Here is a 16,639-nt window from a genome sequence, read left to right as displayed (position 1 = left end):
CGGCCCGGCGCGGTGTGCCGCCGGGTCAGAAGACGACCAGGGCGCGGCCTCCCCTGCCGTCGCGCATCGCCTGGAAGGCGGCGGGGATGTCGTCGAGGGCGATGTGTCCGGTGACCATGGCCGACAGGTCGAGTGCGCCGCTGCGGACGTGTTCGGCGATGCGGGGCAGGTCGGCGGCCGGGTCGCTGTTGCCGTAGACGCAGCCGGAGAGGGTGCGGCCGAAGTAGAAGAGTTCCAGGGCGGAGAAGGTGACCTGCTGGTCCTGGCCGCCGATGCCGACGACGGTGGTGCGTCCGCCGCGCCGGGTGGACGACCAGGCCGTACGGATGGTGTCCGCCCGGCCCACGCACTCGATCGCGACGTCCGCGCCGTGTCCGCCGGTGAGCTTGCGGATGCGTTTGGCGATGTCGTCGGAGGCGAGGAGGAATGCGGTGGCGCCTGCCGCGCGCGCCAGTTCTTCCTTGGCCGGTGACACGTCCACGGCCACGATCGGGCCCGCGCCCGCGATCCGCGCGGCCTGGAGGGTGGCCAGGCCCACGCCGCCCGCGCCGAACACCGCCACCGACTCCCCCGCCCGTACCCGCGCGCTGTGGTGGACGGCGCCCCAGCCGGTCAGTACGGCGCAGCCCAGCAGTGCCGCGTCGGTGAGCGGCACGCCGGGCGGCAGCGGCAGTGCCGCGTGGGCCGGTACGACCGTCTCCTCGGCGAAGACCGCGGTACCGAGGCCGGGGTAGAGGTCGCTGCCGTCGGCGGCGAGCGTGGCGTACGGGACGCCCGCCGCCTTTCCGGCGTCGGCGCACAGCCAGGGTTCGGCCAGCCCGCAGAAGTGACAGTTCCCGCAGGAGGGGGCCCAGTTCAGGACGACCTGGTCGCCGGGGGCGAGGGTGTCGACGCCCGCGCCGACGGCGGTGACGGTGCCCGCTCCCTCGTGCCCGAGGACGGCGGGCGCGGGCTGCCGCAGGGTTCCGTCGGACAGGGACAGGTCGGAGTGGCAGACGCCGGCCGCCGCCAGACGGATGCGCACCTGGCCCGGGCCGGGGCCGGGCAGTTCGATCTCGGCGACCTCCAGCGGGGCGCCCACGGCGGTCAGTACGGCGGCACGGGTCATACGGATGCGGCTCCTTCGGGTACGGCGGGCGGTACGGGCAGGGCGGCCGCCCGGGCCGGTGGGCTCAGAGCTGGAGGGACTTGGTCTGGAGGTACTCGCTCAGGCCGTGCGGGCCCAGTTCCCGGCCGATGCCGGACTGCTTGTAGCCGCCGAACGGCGCGAGCGGGTTGAAGCGTCCGCCGTTGATGTCGACCTGGCCGGTGTCCAGGCGCTTCGCGAAGGCGACCGCCTCGTCCTCGTCGCCGGCCCAGACCGCGCCGGCCAGGCCGTAGACCGTGCCGTTGGCGATCCGTACGGCCTCTTCCTCGTCCGCGTACGGGAGTGCCGCGACGACCGGGCCGAAGATCTCCTCCTGGGCGATGGTCATACCGGGCGTGACGTCGGCGAAGAGGGTCGGGCGGACGTAGTAGCCGCGCTCGCGGCCCTCGGGGGCGTCCGGGCCGCCCGCGACGACCCGGGCGCCCTCCTCGATGCCGCGTTCGATGTAGCCGCGGACGCGGTCGCGCTGGGCGGCGCTGACGACCGGGCCGAGGCGGCTGGCACCGTCCAGCGGGTCGCCCGGCACGTACTTGGCGATGGCCGCCGCGGCCAGTTCCAGTGCCTCGTCGTACCGGTCGGCGGGGACCAGCAGCCGGGTCCAGGCGCTGCACGTCTGGCCGGAGTTGGCCATGACGTTGGCGATGTTGACGCCGACGGCCTTGCCCAGGTCGGCGCTGGGCAGCACCACGTTGGCGGACTTGCCGCCGAGTTCGAGGGCGCAGCGCTTCACGGCGGCGCCGGCCAGCGCGCCGACTTTCTTGCCCACGGCGGTCGATCCGGTGAAGGAGACCAGGTCGACGTCCGGGTGCTCGGCCAGCGCCTGCCCCGCGACCGGGCCGAGCCCGGTGACGAGGTTGAAGACACCGGCCGGCACGCCCGCCGCGTCCACGCACTCGGCGAAGAGCTGAGCGACCAGCGGGGTGTTCTCGGCGGGCTTGAGGACGACCGTGCAGCCCGCGGCGAGCGCCGGGGCCACCTTGGCGACGATCTGGTGCAGGGGGTAGTTCCAGGGGGTGATGGCGCCGACCACACCGACCGGTTCGTGCAGGACGGTGGAGGTGCCGATCTTCTCCTCGAAGGCGTACGAGGCGGCCAGTTCGGCGTACGAGCCGGCCACCACGACCGGGACGGCGGCCTGCACCGCCTTGCTGAACGCCAGCGGCGCGCCCAGCTCGGCGGTGATCGTCTCGGCGATCTCCTGGGCACGCCCGGCGAGCTGGTCGCGCAGCGCGGTCAGCCGGGCGGCACGCTCGGCGGGCGCGGTGCGGGCCCAGCCGGGCAGGGCGGCGCGGGCGGCCCGTACGGCGGCGTCCACGTCCTGGGCGGTCCCGGCGGGGACGGTGCCGATGACCCGTTCGTCGGCCGGGTTCACGACGTCGATGGTGTCCGGCCCGGCGGCGGGCCGCCAGCTCCCGTCGATGTATATGGCGTCATGCTGCTTCACGTCGTCGCCCTCCCGTGCCGGCTGCTGTCCGTGAGCCCGAAGGTACTCGCCGCCCCAAACTAGCGGTGGTAGTTTTCCGGCGCCAGGCTTCTTACCGGCCACCGGGGGAGAGCCACCGCAGCCGGTCCGCGAAGCCCAGTTTTTCCGCCCTACGCTGAGCTGATGGGCGTCGGGACAGAGGTACTGGTCGTGGACTGGCCGAGCGTGGAGCCCGACGGGTGGATCACGACCTTCGAGTCGTTCGCCGGCTTCCTCACCGACTGGGGAGAGGTGGTCACGGAGGCGGAGCGCCGCGGCTGGGGCGTCGTCGGCTTGCGCTGTTGACCGCCGCCACGGCTGATGTTCGCGTCGCGGCCAGGGCCTGTCCCTTCGACCGGTGAGTGGCTCCCCGTGAGCCTGGTTACTCTGCTGCGATGACGGACAGCGAGCTGAACGTCGACCTGCGCGGTCTGCCGATCGAGACACTCAACGACTTCTGGGACGCGGTGAGCGGGCCGTGCGGGCTGCCGGAGTGGTTCGGCCGGAACCTGGACGCATGGTCGGACACGATCGAGACCCGCGGCATCTCCGAGGTGATCGACAGTCACGATGCCCTGGTCGTGCACGTCGATCGGCGGGGTCTTTTCGACGGGAACCGACAGGAGGCCGCCGTTCTGGCCGGCATCTTCGACGGGGAGCGGAACCGGCTCGTCGTCCACGGGCCGGCCTGACGCACCCTTCGTGCCGCATGCCGGTGAGCCCGGCGGACTCAACGGCGAGCCGTCAGCAGCGGCTGGAAGTAGCCGCCCTCCTCCGGATCGTGCCAGGCCAGGTGCTCGAAACCGGCTGCCGTGACGAAGGCGGTGACCTGGGCCCGGGTCAGGGCCCAGGAGGTCGCGCGGCGGCTGTGCACCTCCCAGGTGGTGCCGCGCGGCAGCAGTTGGACGAGGTCGAAGTCGTAGTGCTCCCCGTCGTCGTGCCACTCCCACAGTTGGAGCGTGACGGCCCGGCCGCCGCCGGGGGTGCGGGTGACGCGGGCCGGCAGTACCTCGGGGTGTTCGCGGCGGGCTTCCTCGTAGGCGCGCATGCCGAGGAGGAGTTGGCCGCCGGGACGCAGCACCCGTCGCATGGAGCCGAGGGCCGCGCGTACCGACTCGGGGGTGGTGAGGAGGGCCAGGGAGTTGTCCGCGCACACCACCGCGTCGAAGAGGGCGTCGCGGAACGGGAGGTTCCGCATGTCGGCGGCGGCGGTCGGCAGGCGCAGGCCGCGGGCGGCCGCCTCGGCCGTGGCGCGGGCCGCCGCGACCGGGCTCAGGTCGGTGCCGGTGACGGCGTGACCGGCCGCGGCCAGGCCGATCGCTTGGGTGCCGATGCCGCAGGCGCAGTCCAGGACCCGGTGCGCGCGGTCGCCGAGCGCGGCGCGCAGGTGGCCGTCGAGGGCGCGGCCCTGCTGGGCCACGGCGGTGGGCCAGTCCGGGTACAGCAGGTCGTACGTCGGGGCGAGTTGGTCGAAGAACCGTGCCAACGGCGGGTCCGGCATGGGGTCACGATAGTGCGACGGGGACGGGTCTTCACCGGGTGGCGCGAGGTTCGTCGTCGGGGGCGGGCGTCGCGGGCCCGTGGGGGCTGTCGGCGTGTTCCGGACACCGGGGCCCGGACTCCTTGCGCGCCGGGCGGACGGCCACGGCTGCCGAGGCCAGGAGCAGGACACCGAGCAGCGCGAAAGGCGCCGCGGTACCGGCCAGTCCGGCCAGCAGGCCCGCTGTCGCGGGTGCCGCGACCTGGCCGAGACGGTTGCCGGTCAGGCGCAGGGCGAGCGCCGTGCTGCGGGCCGCCGCCGGGGCCGCCTGGACGACCGTGGTCATGGACAGCGGCTGGCCGACTCCGAGGCAGAAGCCGAGGACGCCGAGCATCACGGCCAGCACCCGGACCGGCGCGGGCAGGGCCAGCCCGGCGCACAGCAGGCCCGCGAGCGCGCAACTGCCCGCCATCAGGGCGGTGCGTCCGAGCAGCCGGATCATGGGCGTCATGACCAGCCGGCAGGCGACCGTGGCCGCCGCGCGCAGGCTGAGCAGGAGCCCGACGGTGGCGGGCGCGATGCCCCGGTCCTCGCCGATGACGGGGAGGTAGGCGGTGAGGATGTCGGTCGCGGAGAGCACCGCGAGGCTCATGAAGATGCCGGCCGCGACGCCCCGGGTGGCCAGGATGCTCCGTACGGGGGTGCGGGCCGCCGGTTGTGTACGTATCCGGGCACTCATGGCGCTTCGAGCCGGCGTACCGGCCGCCGGTGTTGTACGTCCCCGAGCGCTCCGTACCGGCGTACCGGCCGCCGCTTTCGTACGGCCCCGGGCGGGGCGTGTGACCCCGGCGGCGGTGGCCGGGCGGTGTTCGAGGCGCCACAGGGACAGGTAGGAGAAGGCGGCGAGGCCGCCCGCGGCCAGGAGCGCGGTGGCGCTGGTGGCCGCCATCGCGCCGTCGTGCTCGGAGACGACGAGTCCGGCGGCGGCCGGGCCGGCGAGTTGGCCGAGGGAGGCGCCGATGGTGAAGTGGCCGAAGTTGCGGTCGCGTTCGTCCGGGGCGCTGCGGCGGGCGACGATGGACTGGGCCCCGATGACGAAGCACAGGTGGCCCAGGCCCATCACCCCGCTCCAGGCGGCCATCGCGGGCAGCGAGCCCGCCACGCCGCTGAGCGCGCAGCCGCCCGCGATCAGCGCGACGCCGGCGACCAGCAGCGGGGCGCAGCGGCCGTGGTCGGTGCGGCGGCCGAGCGGTACGGCCACCAGCAGCGGGAGCAGCGCGTACACCGCCGTGATCACGCCGACCGCCCGCTCGTCGGCGCCGAGCGCGAGCGCCCGGTAGGAGACGGCGGGCCGGGCCATGCTCACCGCGGCCTGCGCGAAGGTGAAGGTGAGGACCAGGCGCAGCAGCCAGCCCCGGCCGGACGTCGCGGCGTCCACGGGTCAGATGATCCCGTACAGCAGGCCGGCCGCGAGGACGACCAGGGAGGTCAGCACCGCCCATTTCACGGTGAAGCGGGTGTGGTCGCCGAACTCCACCTTCGCCATGCCGACGAGGACGTAGACGGCGGGGACGAGCGGGCTGGACATGTGCAGGGCCTGGCCGACGAGGGAGGCGCGGGCGATCTCCAGGGCGCCGACGCCGTGCGCGGCGCCCGCCTCGGCGAGGATCGGGACGATGCCGAAGTAGAAGCCGTCGTTGGACATGAAGTACGTGAGCGGGATGCTCAGGACGCCGGTGACGATGCCCATGTGCGGGCCGAGCGCGTCCGGGATGCCGTCGACGAGCCAGCGGGCCATGTGCGCGACCATGCCGGTGCCGGTGAGGACGCCGGTGAAGACGGCGGCGGCGAAGACCATGCCGGAGACGTTCAGGACGTTCTCGGCGTGGGCGGCGATCCGGGCCTTCTGGTCCGTCATGCGGGGGAAGTTGACGGTGAGCGCGGTGGCGGCGCCGAGGAGGAAGAGCACCGGGATGGGGAGGGTCTGGAGGACGAGGAGGACCAGCAGGGCGACGGTGAGGGCGGCGTTGAACCAGTAGAGCTTGGGGCGCAGGGTGGCGCGGTGCGGGTCCAGGCCCTGGAGGTCGTCGGTGTCGGGGGCCGGGCCGTCGGTTCCGTGGGCCGCGGCACTGGTTCCGGGGGCCGCGTCGACGGTCGCGGGGTCCGCGGAAACCGCGCCGCCGTTTCCGCCACCGGCCGCCGCGGGACGCGCCTTCGCCGTCCGCGGGGCCGCCGTCCGCAGGACGGTCGTACGGACCCGGGCCCCGAAGCCCCCGGTCGCCGCGGCGAGCACCGGCTCCCCGGCCGGCACCGCACGCCCGGCCGCGGTGCCCGCGTCGTCGAGCGTGAGCAGGCCGAGCCGCTTGCGCTCGCGGCGCCCGAGGACGTACGCGAGCAGGAAGACCGCGACCAGGCCGGTGGCCAGCGCCGGGACCATGGGGACGAAGATGTCGCCGGCGTCCAGCTTGAGGGCGGTGGCGGCGCGGGCGGTCGGGCCGCCCCACGGGACGGTGTTCATCACGCCGTTGGCGGTGGCGGCGACGCCCGTCATGACCACCAGGCTCATCTTCAGGCGGCGGTAGAGCGGGTAGAGCGCGGACACCGTGATCATGAAGGTGGTGGAGCCGTCGCCGTCCAGCGAGACGATCGCGGCGAGCAGCGCGGTGCCGACCACGACCCGGACCGGGTCCGCCTTGCAGAACCGCAGGATGCCCCGGACGACCGGGTCGAACAGCCCTACGTCGATCATCACGCCGAAGTAGATGATGGCGAACATCAGCATCGCGGCGGTCGGCGCCAGGTCGCCCACGCCCTTGAGGACGTACGCGCCCAGGTGCGCCCCCTGGCCCACCAGGACGCAGAAGAGCGCGGGGATCAGGATGAGCGCTGCCATCGGCGACATCTTCTTCGTCATGATCAGCACCAGGAAGGTGGCGATCATGACGAATCCGAGGACTGTCAGCATGGGGGTACCTCACGTTCGCCTTCGAACACCGCCCGGGACGGCGGTCGAGGCGACGGTAGGTGGCCGAAACTTTCGTTAACAAGGTCTTGACGCGCGAGCAATACGAGCAAAACAGCGGGCTGTGCGAGCGACTGTCCGGCCGGTCCGGCGGCCGGGGACCGCTCCGGAGCGGTTCCGCGCCCGCCTTCCGCCGGGTGGCCGAGAGTTTCCGTTGACGGGCCGGGCCCGCAATCCTAAGGTCCTCCATAGGATTGCTGGACCCCCTTGAGCGGCGGGAGCGCGCGATGACAGGCACGGGCAACGAGCGGGCGAGGAAGACGGCCGAGGGACTCGCGTACTCCTCGGGCTTCGGCAACGAACACAGCTCGGAGGCGGTCACCGGCGCCCTGCCGGTGGGCCGCAACTCCCCGCAGCGCGCGCCCCTGGGTCTGTACGCGGAGCAACTGAGCGGTTCGGCGTTCACCGAGCCGCGCGCCCACAACCGCCGTACGTGGCTCTACCGCGTCCGCCCGTCCGCCGCGCACCCGGCGTTCACGCGGGTGGACAACGGCGCGCTGCGCGGCGCGCCCTTCACCGAGACCGCGCCGGACCCCAACCGCCTGCGCTGGAACCCGCTGCCCGCACCCGAGGCCCCCACCGACTTCCTGGCCGGGCTCTGGACCCTGGGCGGCAACGGCGACGCCACCCAGCGCACCGGCATGGCGATCCACCTCTACCACGCCAACACCTCCATGGACCGCCGGGTGTTCAGCGACGCGGACGGCGAACTGCTGATCGTGCCCGAGCACGGCGGTCTGCTGATCCGTACCGAACTGGGCCTGCTGCGCGCCGAACCGGGGCACGTCGCGCTGATCCCGCGCGGCGTCCGCTTCCGCGTCGAGCTGCTGGACGCCACCGCGCGCGGCTACGTCTGCGAGAACTACGGGCAGCCCTTCCAGCTTCCCGACCTCGGCCCGATCGGCGCCAACGGCCTGGCCAACGCCCGGGACTTCCTCGCGCCGACCGCCGCGTACGAGGACGAGGAAGGCTCCTACGAGGTCGTCAACAAGTTCTGCGGCAACCTCTGGCAGGCGACCTACGACCACTCGCCGCTGGACGTCGTGGCCTGGCACGGCAACCACGTCCCGTACGTCTACGACCTGCGCCGCTTCAACGTCATCGGCTCGATCAGCTACGACCACCCGGACCCCTCGATCTTCACCGTGCTGACCTCGCCGTCCGACACCCCCGGCCTGGCGGGCGTGGACTTCGTGGTCTTCGCGCCGCGCTGGCTGGTCGGCGAGGACACCTTCCGGCCGCCGTACTTCCACCGGAACGTGATGAGCGAGTACATGGGGCTGATCGAGGGCGCCTACGACGCCAAGGCGGAGGGCTTCGTCCCGGGCGGCGGCTCGCTGCACAACATGATGTCCGCGCACGGCCCCGACCGGGAGACCTTCGACCGGGCCAGCGCGGCGGAGCTGAAGCCGCAGAAGATCGACGACGGGCTGGCGTTCATGTTCGAGACCCGCTGGCCGGTCACCCTCACCGGGCAGGCGGCCGGCGCCGACCACCTGCAGAGCGGCTACGACGGCGTGTGGCAGGGTCTTGAGCGCCACTTCCGTCCCTGAGAGCACCGGGCCGACCGGGGACCGTCCGGCCTCTGAGAACACAGAGCCGGCCGGGAACCGTCCGGCCCCTGATACGGAGCCGCCGTGACCACCTTCGCCCCCGACTCGCTGGACCTGAACCGCAAGCTGCCGCTGTGGTACCAGGTCTCGCAGTCGCTGCGCGCGTCCATACTCGGCCGCTCCCCCGGCGCCCCGCTGCGCCTGCCGACCGAGGACGCGCTCGCCGCGCACTACGGCGTGAGCGTGCTGACCATGCGCCAGGCGCTCAAGGAGCTGGAGACGGAGGGGCTGATCAGCCGGCACCGCAGGCGCGGCACGTTCATCGAGCCGAGCGCGCGGCGCGGGGCGCCGGTGCGGCTGCTCGGTTCGGTGGACGCGATCGTGGCCCAGCAGTCCGGTATGCGGACCGAACTGCTGGGGCACGGCCCGGCCGCCGTGCCGTCCGAGCTGGCGGAGTACTTCCCCGGTCTGGCGGAGGTGGCCGCGTACCGCAGGCTGCGCGGCGACGCGAAGACCGGCGAGCCGACGAACCACGCGCGGAACTTCCTGCACCCCGACGTCGCCGCCCGCGTGGACCCCGCTGACCTGGAGCGCTGGCCGATGACGAAGGTGCTGCGGGACGCGGTGGGCGTGGCCATCGCCCGCATCACGGACACGGTCGAGGCGCGGCTGGCCGACCCGGAGACCGCCCGGCTGCTCCAGGTGCCGCTGCTCAGCCCGATCCTGCACTACACGGGCATCACCTACGACCAGGAGGGGCGGGTGGTGGACGTGGCCCTGATCCACTACCGGGGCGATCGTTTCTCCTTCACGGTGACGCTGGACGCGCACTGATCCGGCCGCGGTTCGCCGGAACCCACCCCGGTGTGGGCGCCGATGACGGAGCAGGTGAAGATGTGCGACATGTCACCCATCAACCGTCGTACGGTCCTCACCGCCGCGCTCGGCGCGGCAGCCATCAGCAGCACCCCCCTGGTCACGGGCATGGGGGCCACCCTGGCCCACGCCACGTCCGACAAGGACGTGTACGACACCAACACGGATCTGTACAAGAAGCTCTCCGGTCAGGAGGGCATCCAGTTCGCGCGCCGTTACAGACGGCATGAGCTGCTCGACAACGAGCAGGGAGAGAGACACCCGTACCACCGCACGACGATCATGGCGCTGCACGGCGGCGGCATCGAGAAGGGCACCTCCGAGCTGTGCCTGGGCATCGCGGGCTACTGGCCCCACACCCTGGAGGCGCTCTTCCCGGGTGAGCCGGTGTACGACTACTGGATGTTCGAGGGACTGCGGCTGCCCAGCATGAACCTGGGCTCCAACCGCGACCTGCACGTCACCGCGAAGCACTGCGACGACCATGTCGCGCTCTCCATGGCGGCCTCCAGTCTCAACGTCCTCAGTCTGCACGGCTGCACCGCCGAGCAGGCCGGTGTCCGCAGCGGCCAGGACCCCAAGGTGGTCGTGGTCGGCGGCCTGAACGCCGCGTTCAAGAAGCTGCTGCACGAGGAGCTGGGCAAGCACTTCAAGACGGTGGACGGCGACGACTTCCCGGACCTGGCCGGAGTCAACCCCGCCAACCCCTGCAACCGCACCATGCTCGGCAAGGGCGGCCAGCTCGAACTCAGCACCGAACTGCGCGCGTCCTTCTTCGACAAGGACACGATGGACGGGCGCCCCGGCAGCACCAACGACGAGTTCAAGAAGTTCGCCGGCGCCTGCCGCAAGGCGATCGCCCGCCTGGAAACCCGCTCGGACCAGGTCATTCTCTGAGCATCGCGGGCGGTGCCGGTCCGCCGGCCCGCCCGCCTTCAGGGCGCCCCCTCAGATCCGCTCCAGGCTGCGTCCCGTACTGCGCGGGCCCAGCAGTGCCACATCCAGGCACAGCAGCACCATCAGTACCGCCGATCCTATGAAGACGGCACCGGGCCCGAGGTCCGCCAGCACGGTCAGCGCGACGAACGGCAGGATCACCGAGGTGAGCCGGGACAGCGAGTAGGCGATGCCGATGGCGCTGCTGCGCAGGCCGGTGGGGAAGATCTCGGTCTGGTAGACGTGGAAGGCGTTGGAGAAGACGTTGCTGCACACGGTGAGCGCGAAGCCGGCGCCCACGATCAGCCACCCCGCGTCGGCGAAGCCGAAGGCCAGGCCGCACCCGGCCATGCCCAGTGCGGAGGCGATGATCAGTGTCTTGCGCTCGATCCGGTCGATGAGCGGTACGGACAGGGCCGAACCGATCGGATAGCCGCAGAAACTGAGCGCGGCGTAGCTCAGCGACGCGGTGACGGTGTGGCCCTTGGCGGTCAGGACGACCGGCGCCAGCGAGCCGAAACCGTAGTAGCCCACGGTCTGGAGCACCTGGAAGAGCCACCACATGACCGTACGGCGCCGGTAGTCACCGCGGAACATCTCGCCCAGCGGGACACGGCGCTGCGGCACTTCCGCCGCCACCGCGACCGACGGCAGGGTGTCGCCGGTCTCCCGCGCGACACGCTCCTCGATGTCCGTGACGATCCGCGCGGCCTCCTCCTCGCGGCCGTGCACGGCGAGCCAGCGCGGCGACTCGGGCAGCCGGGCACGCATGAGCTGGATGAACGCCGCGCCCAGGGCGCCGGCCACCAGCAGCCACCGCCAGCCCTCGACACCGAACAGCTCGCGGGTGGCGACCAGGCGCGCGCCGACGAAGGCGGCCACCGGCACGCCGAGGAAGCCGAAGGTGTAGGCCCAGGCGATGTAGCGGCCGCGGACCGCGCGTGGCAGGAACTCGGCCAGGTAGGTGTCCACCAGGACTAGTTCGGCACCGAGGCCGAGCCCGGCCAGGAAGCGCAGCGCGATCAGCCACTCGGCGTTCGGCGCGAAGGCGCAGAGCAGCGAACACAGGGAGTACGCGCCCAGATTGACCAGGAACATCCGGCGCCGTCCGAACCGGTCCGCGAGCACGGAGAGCACATTGGCGCCCACGAACATGCCGAGGAACCCGGCGGCGATCACCCACGACTTGGCGGTGTGGTCCAGGTGCCAGTGCTCGGCGAGCACCGCGGCCAGCACCCCGCCGAGGAAGATCTCGTAGAGGTCGAAGAAGGCACCGATGCCCACGGTGAAGGTGAGGCGGCGGTGCCAGCGGGACGGCGGCAGCCGGTCCAGCCGGGCTCCCGCCCGCGCCCCGGTGAGCTGCGTGGCGGTCATGGCGCTCCTCCCGGCGGACGGCGGCGGCACGGGCGTACGGGGTACGGCGTACGGCGGTCCGCTGCACGGGCGCACGGCGGCACGGCGTACGGCCTGGACCGTACCCCCCGGTGATCACTCGCAAAAGACCGCGTCCGGCCGCCGCCGTTACGATGCCTCCAGCGAACCGAGCGCACCGAAGGTCCAGGGAGGGCGACCGCGTGACGGTGACACAGGCGACGGGGAGCGGCGGCGGCAGGCTCGCGGCGGCGCCCCGGCTCGACGACCTGATGCCCTGGTCGGCGGCGCCGCTGCGGCTCGGCCGCGGCTGGGTCATGGCCCCGGACGCCGCCTCCCTGCGGGCCCGCTGGACGGCGCTGCACGCGGCCGGGGACGACGCGGCGCGCGAGCGGCTGTTCCGGCCCAGCCGCGCCCGTACGCTGCGCACGGCCGTCCCCCAGTTGCCCGGCCAGGCCACCCCCACCGGCCGCCTCGCGCACACCGGCGGGCCGTGCCCCGAGCCGGTGCGCGTGCTGCACGGCCCGTACGACCAGCAGTGGCTGCTGCCCGACCACCGGCTGATCGACAGTGCCCGGCCGGAGTTGTGGCGGGTCGCGGACGGGCGGCAGGTCTTCGTGGTGGAGCTGGGGCACGTGCCGCAGACGGCGGGGCCGGCGCTGGTCGCCTCCGCGCTGCTGCCGGACGGCCGGTCACCGGCCGGGCGCCCCGGCCGCATCCGGCCCCTCTACCGGCGGCCCGGCGGCTGCGAACCCAACCTGGCGCCCGGACTGGCGGACGTGCTGGCCCGGCGTCTGGACCGGCCGGTGGGCGCCGCCGAGGTGCTGGCCTGGACGGTGGCGAGCGCCCGGTCCACGCCGTCCGGCGCCGTCGTACCGCTGACCGCCGACGCCGGGGTGTGGGAGGACGGGGTGGGGCTGGGCGAGCGGCTGCTGTGGCTCCAGACGAGGGGCGCGCGGGGTGACGGGACGGCGTACGGGGCGCGCGCCGGTGACCGCCCTCGGATGCCCGGCGGCCGACGGCCCTACGTACGGGCTCCGCTGCCCGTCCGCGGACTGCCCGACGGCATCTCCTACCTGCCGGACGAGGAGGCGCTGCTCCTCGGCCCCGGCCGGGTCTCCCCCGTACCGCGGGCGGCCTGGGAGGCCGAGGCGGGCGGTGTGCCCGTGCTGGAGGCGTGGTTCGAGCGGCGTACGGCCGCGGTGGCCGAGCCGGGCAGCCTGGAGGCGGTGCGGCCCGCGGCCTGGCCCCAGGAGTGGACCACCGAACTGCTGGAGCTGATCACGGTGCTGGCGCTGGCGGCCGAACTGCGCCCGGCGCTGGAGGACGTGCACCGGCGGACGGCGGACGGGCCCCGCGTCGAGGCGTCCGAGCTGCGCGCGGCGGGGGTGCTGCCGCCGCCTGCCGCGGCCCGCCGCCCGGCCTCCGTCCTGGATCACCACGAGGAGGGCCCGGAGGGGCAGTTCGCCCTGTTGTGACGCGGCCGTGCGCCCCGGCGCGTTGCCCGGCGCGCGGCGGCGGGTAGGTGCTCCGACCATGGACGACACGACCACGAGCGACGCGAACGCGGGCCACACCGCCACGGACCACTCGGCCGCGGACCACACCACCACGCACCGCACCCCGGAGCCACCGCCCCTGGAAGGCATCACCGTCGTCGCCGTCGAGCAGGCCGTGGCCGCGCCGTTCGCGACCCGGCAACTGGCCGACCTCGGCGCCCGGGTGATCAAGGTCGAGCGGCCGGACGGCGGTGACTTCGCCCGGGGCTACGACACCTCCGTACACGGCCTGGCCTCGCACTTCGTGTGGGCCAACCGCGGCAAGGAGTCCCTGGCGCTGGACCTGAAGGACCCGCGCGGGCGCGCGCTGCTGGAACAACTGCTCGCCGACGCCGACGTGTTCGTGCAGAACCTGGCGCACGGCGCGGCCGCCCGGCTCGGGCTCGACGCGGCGGCGCTGTGCGCCCGGTACCCGCGCCTGGTCGCCGTCGACATCTCCGGCTACGGCCCCGACGGCCCGTACGCGCACAAACGGGCCTACGACATGCTCGTGCAGTGCGAGGCCGGGCTCGTCTCGCTGACCGGGACGCCGGAGGAGCCCGCGAAGGCCGGGATACCGGCGGCGGACATCGCGGCGGCGATGTACGCGTTCTCCGGCGTGCTGGCCGCGCTGCTGCGCCGCGGCACGACCGGGCGCGGCGGCCCGGTGGAGGTGGCGCTGCTGGACGCGCTGGCCGAGTGGCTGGGGCATCCGCTGTACTTCGGGATGTACGGGGGCACACCCCCGCGCGCACGGGGGTCGCGCACGCCGTCATCGCGCCGTACAACGCCTATCCGACGGCGGACGGGCGGCCGGTGCTGGTGTCCGTGCAGAACGACCGGGAGTGGCAGCGGCTGGCGCGGCAGGTGCTGGAACGGCCCGAGCTGGCCGCGGATCCGGCGTTCGCGACGAATGTGGCGCGCGTCGGCAACCGGGACAAGACGGACGAGGTGGTGGGTGAGGCGCTGGCCGGGATGGGCGTCGAGGAGGCCGTACGGCGGCTGGAGGCGGCGGGGATCGCCTGTGCGCGGCTGAACGGGGTGGCGGAGCTGGCCGGGCATCCGCAGTTCGCGGCGCGGGACCGCTGGCGGGAGGTGGGGTCACCGGCCGGGCCGCTGCGGGCGCTGCTGCCGCCGGTCACGCTGCCCGGGAGCGCGGGGCCGGTGATGGGGGACGTCCCGGCCCTCGGGGAACACACCGACGCGCTGCTGAGCGCTCTGGGTCTGACGAGCGAGCGGATCGCAGCGCTGCGCCGGGACGGTGTGGTCGCCTGAGGGACCGGGAACGGTACGTCGTCCGGCCGAACCTCAGCCGTGGCCGCCGAAGAGCGACCGACGCAGCCTGCGCAGCGGTGCGAACAGCGACACCCTGGCGCCGCGGCTCGTCCTGCTGCGCCGGTGATCACGAGCAGTGAGCTCCTGCATCAACGATGTCGCGCCCTCCGTCTCCCGGTGCGGGACGGCGGGTCCGCCCAGCACCGCGAGATGGCGGTCGAGCCGCGCGCTGGACGCGCCGCTCCCGCAACTGATGGCAGGCACTCGTGGCCTGCTGCGCATTGTTATCTGTTCCATGACACTCCCCACCCGTACGAGGGCACCCGGCCCGGGCAGGGTAACCCTATCTCTCTCCCGCGACACGCGCGCGGCCCGGTCACCGGTATTCACCTCCCGCACACCGACGTTGACGCCACCTTACGGATCTCTGTCACCCGAGGGCGAGTTGGATGAGTACCGAGGTCGTGGGCCTGACCGAGCCGCCGGCCGGCTCCAGGGTGACCGCCAGCCGGTCCGCCCGCCCGGTGCCGCCGTGCCGAAGATCACGTACGACGGCGGGGCCCGCGGTGCGGGACCCCCGGTCGTACGGCAGCATCGCGGCCGGGCGGGCGGTGGCGAGGCCGTCCCGCATCCGCCAGAGCTGGTACGCGTACCCGTCGGGCGGCGGGGGCAGTCCTGCGGCGTTCACCACGGCCTGGTTCATGGCGACCGATTCGACCGCGCTCAGTGACCGGCCGCCGATCGGGCGGCCGGAGACGGCCAGCGCGTCCGGCGCGGCCAGGACGGCGTTCACGGCCTGGGTCACCGCGCGCTGCCGGTCCAGTTCGGTGTCCGTACGGGCGAGCTGGAGGGCGAGCAGCGCGCTGAGGACGAGGCTCAGCGCGGTGACCGCCGCGGCGACGCGGGGGCCGAACCGGGCGGGCAGGCGCAGGCGCAGGCGGGCGCGCTCGGTTCCGGGCTCCGGCGCACGCGCCGTACGCGCGGAAGCCGGAGGAGTGGATTCCGGTTCTGCCGCGGCCTCCTGCGGGGTGGCGAGGGCGGCCGCCAGCACCCGGGAGCGCAGTGCGCCGGGGGCGGGACGGGCGGCGGCGCGGGCGAGCCAGGTGGCGTCCTCGGTGAGGACGCGCAGTTCGGCCGCGCAGTCCGGGCAGCGGCGCAAGTGCCGCTCGAAGCGGCGGCGTTCGCGTGGGCCGAGGGCGTCGAGGGCGTACGGGGCGGCCAGGGCGTGGGTGCCCCGGCGTCCGGCGCGCCACGCCTCCCGGAGGGCCGCGTACGGCGGGCGGCGGCTCATACGGCACCCGCCAGGCAGTCCCGCAGCCGCGCCAGCCCGTCGCGCAGCCGGGACTTGACCGTGCCGAGCGGTACGGCCAGCCGACGCGCCGCCTCCCGGTGGGTGTAGCCGTCGTAGTACACCAGCGTGACCGACTGCCGCTGCAACGCGGTGAGCCGCTCCAGGCACCGGCGGACCCACTCCCGTTCGAAGGAGCCCTCGACCTCCTCGGCCACCTCGTCGAAGACGGCCACCGCGCCCCGCCGCGCGGCCCGTTCCTCGCGCTCGCTCGCGGCCCGCGCCGCCCGCACCCGGTCCACCGCCCGGCGGTGGGCGAGGGTGAGGATCCACGACAGCGCGCTGCCGCGTCCCGGGTCGTAGCGCCCGGCCCGCCGCCAGATCTCCAGCAGCACTTCCTGCGTCACCTCCTCGGCCTGGGCGGTGTCCCGCAGGACCCGCCGGGCCATGCCGAAGACCGGGGGCGACACCAGGTCGTACAGCTCTTCGAAAGCGCCGTGGTCACCCCGTGCGATCAGGGGCAGCAACACCTCGGCGCCGCGCCCTGCGCCCGTTCTGGAGTCCACGCGGCTCACCCCGTTCCCGTGCCGACCGGTCATTGTCCCGCCGGGGTGGATTCGGGGCGAGACGCGCGGCGGACCGGTCCGGCGGGCCCCGGTTTCGCGGGGCGCGCCCGGCGCGCGCGAAATCC

15 protein-coding genes and 1 pseudogene are annotated in these 16,639 nt (G+C 73.8%); 7 read left to right on the top strand and 9 right to left on the bottom strand.

What is annotated here, in order from left to right; all coding sequences use genetic code 11:
• Positions 1-25: 25 nt before the first annotated feature.
• Both EJG53_RS32805 and EJG53_RS32800 read right to left on the bottom strand, forming a co-directional pair.
• Positions 26-1,108 (bottom strand): Zn-dependent alcohol dehydrogenase, encoded by a 1,083-nt coding sequence (locus EJG53_RS32805; protein ID WP_125047967.1) that lies wholly within the window; start codon positions 1,106-1,108, stop codon positions 26-28.
• Positions 1,109-1,172: 64 nt separating this feature from the next.
• A complete protein-coding gene (locus EJG53_RS32800) occupies positions 1,173-2,591 on the bottom strand; it encodes an aldehyde dehydrogenase family protein (protein ID WP_125047966.1) in 1,419 nt (472 codons plus the stop codon).
• Positions 2,592-2,753: 162 nt separating this feature from the next.
• Here EJG53_RS32800 and EJG53_RS40805 point away from each other — a divergent pair, with 162 nt between their 5' ends.
• A complete protein-coding gene (locus tag EJG53_RS40805; RefSeq protein WP_154806419.1) occupies positions 2,754-2,915 on the top strand; it encodes a hypothetical protein in 162 nt (53 codons plus the stop codon).
• A gap of 89 nt (positions 2,916-3,004) precedes the next feature.
• Positions 3,005-3,301: a barstar family protein gene (locus tag EJG53_RS32795; RefSeq protein WP_125047965.1), complete on the top strand. Its 297-nt coding sequence runs from the start codon at positions 3,005-3,007 to the stop codon at positions 3,299-3,301.
• 38 nt (positions 3,302-3,339) lie between these two features.
• Here the strand turns inward: EJG53_RS32795 and EJG53_RS32790 are convergent, their stop codons facing one another.
• Genes EJG53_RS32790 through EJG53_RS32780 form a run of 3 tightly spaced genes read right to left on the bottom strand, consistent with a single transcriptional unit; the run spans position 3,340 to position 7,054 of the window.
• Positions 3,340-4,110 (bottom strand): class I SAM-dependent methyltransferase, encoded by a 771-nt coding sequence (locus tag EJG53_RS32790; RefSeq protein ID WP_125047964.1) that lies wholly within the window; start codon positions 4,108-4,110, stop codon positions 3,340-3,342.
• Between the two features lie 31 nt (positions 4,111-4,141).
• A complete protein-coding gene (locus EJG53_RS32785; RefSeq protein WP_280526793.1) occupies positions 4,142-5,527 on the bottom strand; it encodes an MFS transporter in 1,386 nt (461 codons plus the stop codon).
• Between the two features lie 3 nt (positions 5,528-5,530).
• Positions 5,531-7,054, bottom strand: a complete 1,524-nt coding sequence (locus EJG53_RS32780; RefSeq protein ID WP_125047963.1) for a CitMHS family transporter — start codon at positions 7,052-7,054, stop codon at positions 5,531-5,533.
• Positions 7,055-7,338: 284 nt separating this feature from the next.
• Between EJG53_RS32780 and hmgA the strand changes: the two genes are divergently transcribed.
• The 3 genes from hmgA (at position 7,339) to EJG53_RS32765 (ending at position 10,437) form a co-directional block, all read left to right on the top strand.
• Positions 7,339-8,664, top strand: a complete 1,326-nt coding sequence (hmgA, locus tag EJG53_RS32775; RefSeq protein ID WP_125047962.1) for a homogentisate 1,2-dioxygenase — start codon at positions 7,339-7,341, stop codon at positions 8,662-8,664.
• Between the two features lie 84 nt (positions 8,665-8,748).
• Positions 8,749-9,498, top strand: coding sequence for a GntR family transcriptional regulator (locus EJG53_RS32770; protein ID WP_125047961.1), 750 nt, complete (start codon positions 8,749-8,751; stop codon positions 9,496-9,498).
• Between the two features lie 69 nt (positions 9,499-9,567).
• Positions 9,568-10,437 (top strand): poly-gamma-glutamate hydrolase family protein, encoded by an 870-nt coding sequence (locus EJG53_RS32765; protein ID WP_125047960.1) that lies wholly within the window; start codon positions 9,568-9,570, stop codon positions 10,435-10,437.
• Positions 10,438-10,488: 51 nt separating this feature from the next.
• Here the strand turns inward: EJG53_RS32765 and EJG53_RS32760 are convergent, their stop codons facing one another.
• Complete coding sequence (locus EJG53_RS32760; protein WP_125047959.1) at positions 10,489-11,850, bottom strand: MFS transporter; 1,362 nt, start codon at positions 11,848-11,850, stop codon at positions 10,489-10,491.
• Positions 11,851-12,050: 200 nt separating this feature from the next.
• Here EJG53_RS32760 and EJG53_RS32755 point away from each other — a divergent pair, with 200 nt between their 5' ends.
• On the top strand, positions 12,051-13,325 hold the full coding sequence (locus EJG53_RS32755; protein WP_371858753.1) for a type ISP restriction/modification enzyme: 1,275 nt from the start codon (positions 12,051-12,053) through the stop codon (positions 13,323-13,325).
• A 58-nt stretch (positions 13,326-13,383) separates the two neighbouring features.
• Positions 13,384-14,660: pseudogene (locus tag EJG53_RS32750) on the top strand (CaiB/BaiF CoA transferase family protein).
• Between the two features lie 33 nt (positions 14,661-14,693).
• Here the strand turns inward: EJG53_RS32750 and EJG53_RS32745 are convergent.
• From EJG53_RS32745 to sigK, 3 genes are all read right to left on the bottom strand, one after another.
• Positions 14,694-14,957, bottom strand: a complete 264-nt coding sequence (locus EJG53_RS32745) for a hypothetical protein (RefSeq protein WP_073768393.1) — start codon at positions 14,955-14,957, stop codon at positions 14,694-14,696.
• A 133-nt stretch (positions 14,958-15,090) separates the two neighbouring features.
• On the bottom strand, positions 15,091-15,951 hold the full coding sequence (locus tag EJG53_RS32740; protein WP_125047958.1) for an anti-sigma factor: 861 nt from the start codon (positions 15,949-15,951) through the stop codon (positions 15,091-15,093).
• Entirely contained in the window at positions 15,948-16,547 is a 600-nt protein-coding gene (sigK, locus tag EJG53_RS32735) for an ECF RNA polymerase sigma factor SigK (RefSeq protein WP_125047957.1), read from the bottom strand. Before sigK ends, EJG53_RS32740 begins: the two co-directional genes overlap by 4 nt.
• Positions 16,548-16,639: the final 92 nt, after the last annotated feature.

The organism is Streptomyces chrestomyceticus JCM 4735 (assembly GCF_003865135.1).
GTDB lineage: Bacteria > Actinomycetota > Actinomycetes > Streptomycetales > Streptomycetaceae > Streptomyces > Streptomyces chrestomyceticus.
Note: the sequence above shows the minus strand (reverse complement) of the source record. Positions and strands in the feature narration are given on the sequence as shown.

Bases quoted from the DNA above. Each gene is read 5' to 3' on its own strand.
- EJG53_RS32805 (WP_125047967.1), bottom strand. From the start codon at position 1,108: ATGACCCGTGCCGCCGTACTGACCGCCGTGGGCGCCCCGCTGGAGGTC.
- EJG53_RS40805 (WP_154806419.1), top strand. From the start codon at position 2,754: ATGGGCGTCGGGACAGAGGTACTGGTCGTGGACTGGCCGAGCGTGGAG.
- EJG53_RS32795 (WP_125047965.1), top strand. From the start codon at position 3,005: ATGACGGACAGCGAGCTGAACGTCGACCTGCGCGGTCTGCCGATCGAG.
- EJG53_RS32790 (WP_125047964.1), bottom strand. From the start codon at position 4,110: ATGCCGGACCCGCCGTTGGCACGGTTCTTCGACCAACTCGCCCCGACG.
- EJG53_RS32780 (WP_125047963.1), bottom strand. From the start codon at position 7,054: ATGCTGACAGTCCTCGGATTCGTCATGATCGCCACCTTCCTGGTGCTG.
- hmgA (WP_125047962.1), top strand. From the start codon at position 7,339: ATGACAGGCACGGGCAACGAGCGGGCGAGGAAGACGGCCGAGGGACTC.
- EJG53_RS32765 (WP_125047960.1), top strand. From the start codon at position 9,568: ATGTCACCCATCAACCGTCGTACGGTCCTCACCGCCGCGCTCGGCGCG.
- EJG53_RS32760 (WP_125047959.1), bottom strand. From the start codon at position 11,850: ATGACCGCCACGCAGCTCACCGGGGCGCGGGCGGGAGCCCGGCTGGAC.
- EJG53_RS32745 (WP_073768393.1), bottom strand. From the start codon at position 14,957: ATGGAACAGATAACAATGCGCAGCAGGCCACGAGTGCCTGCCATCAGT.
- EJG53_RS32740 (WP_125047958.1), bottom strand. From the start codon at position 15,951: ATGAGCCGCCGCCCGCCGTACGCGGCCCTCCGGGAGGCGTGGCGCGCC.
- sigK (WP_125047957.1), bottom strand. From the start codon at position 16,547: ATGACCGGTCGGCACGGGAACGGGGTGAGCCGCGTGGACTCCAGAACG.